This window comes from Actinoplanes sp. NBRC 103695 (assembly GCF_030269485.1).
GTDB lineage: Bacteria > Actinomycetota > Actinomycetes > Mycobacteriales > Micromonosporaceae > Actinoplanes.
Genome location: NZ_BSTL01000106.1, coordinates 1 through 1329 on the forward strand (window position 1 = coordinate 1; position 1329 = coordinate 1329).

Sequence of the window (1329 nt, forward strand, 5' to 3'; positions counted from 1 at the left end):
GGGCCTTGACCCCTGTTCTTGGACACGGGTTTATGCGGCTGTCGCCAGCGTAGCTGGCGTGGTTTGAATGTTGTTTTCGTAGTTGATCGGGGATTGCTGTCCGAGGTGGGAGTGGCGGCGGATGGTGTTGTATCGGTGTAGCCAGCCGAAGCTGGTGAGGCGGGCTTCGTGTTCGTCGGTGAACGCGCGGCGGCCTTGCAGGGTTTCGCGTTTGAAGGTCGCGTTGAACGACTCGGCGAGGGCGTTGTCGGCGGAGCTGCCGATCTTGCTCATCGATTGCCGGATCCCGGCGGCCCGGCAGGCCTCGGCGAAGTCCTTGGACGTGTATTGGGCTCCATGATCGCTGTGGAAGATGGCCCCGTCGAGGCTGCCCCGGGTCCGGGCGGCGGCGTGCAGGGCGTCGATGACCAGGCTGGTGCGCATGTGATCGGCGATCGCCCAGCCTGCGAGGCGCCGTGAGTGCAGGTCGATGACGGTGGCCAGGTAGAGGAAGCCGCGTTCCCCGATGGGCAGGTAGGTGATGTCGCCGACGTAGCGCTGGTTGACCGCTGTGGCGGTGAAGTCCCGGCGGATCAGGTCGGGTGCTTTCACTGCGGCCGGGTCCGGGATCGTGGTCTGCACCCTGCGGCGTAACCGCAGACCGCGGATCCGGTACCGGCGCATCACCCGGGCGACCTTCTTATGGTTGACCGTGATTCCTTGCCCGTGCAGTTCCGCGGTGATCCGCGGCGCGCCGTAGGTGCCGTCATGCCTGGCCTGCACCGCCCGGATCCGCACCGCCAGAGCCGCGTCCGCGGCGTCGCGGGCGGCCCGGGGCGTGGCGGTGGACTTCCAGTAGTAGAAACTCGAGCGGGGAATCTTCAGGACCGTACACAACCGCTTCACGCTGTGGCGCTGCTGGTGATCGGCGACGAACTGGAAGCGGTTCACCAGCGCGTCTCCCCGGCGAAATACCGGGCCGCCTTACGCAGGATGTCGCGTTCCTCCTCCAACTCGCGGACCCGCCGCCGCAGATCAGCGTTCTCCCGCTCGACCGAGTCCGGCACCCCAGCATCGGCCACGCCCGCCGCCGCCGGCCGCGGCCGGGGCGGGCGAACACCGCGACGCTCGTTATCGGCTCTGACCCAGCTACGCAACGTCTCCCGGTTCACGCCGAGATCATCAGCGACCGACAAGTACGTCGCACCGGGACGTGACCGGTACAACGCGACCGCGTCAGCCCGGAACTCGGGCGGATAATGCTTGTTCACCATGATCTTCCAGGACTCCAGATCTCCCAGGACCATCAAGATCCCCGGCTCAAGTGTCCAAGATCAAGGGGCAAGGCCC

1 protein-coding gene is annotated in these 1329 nt (G+C 66.6%); it reads right to left on the reverse strand.

Annotated features, from left to right (window positions below):
- Positions 1 to 30: 30 nt before the first annotated feature.
- Positions 31 to 1253 (reverse strand): IS3 family transposase gene (locus QSK31_RS48455; protein WP_285691987.1). Its coding sequence is split into 2 segments (ribosomal slippage): positions 31 to 941 and positions 941 to 1253, totalling 1224 coding nucleotides; the frame shifts between segments, so codons are not numbered across the junction.
- Between the last annotated feature and the right edge of the window lie 76 nt (positions 1254 to 1329).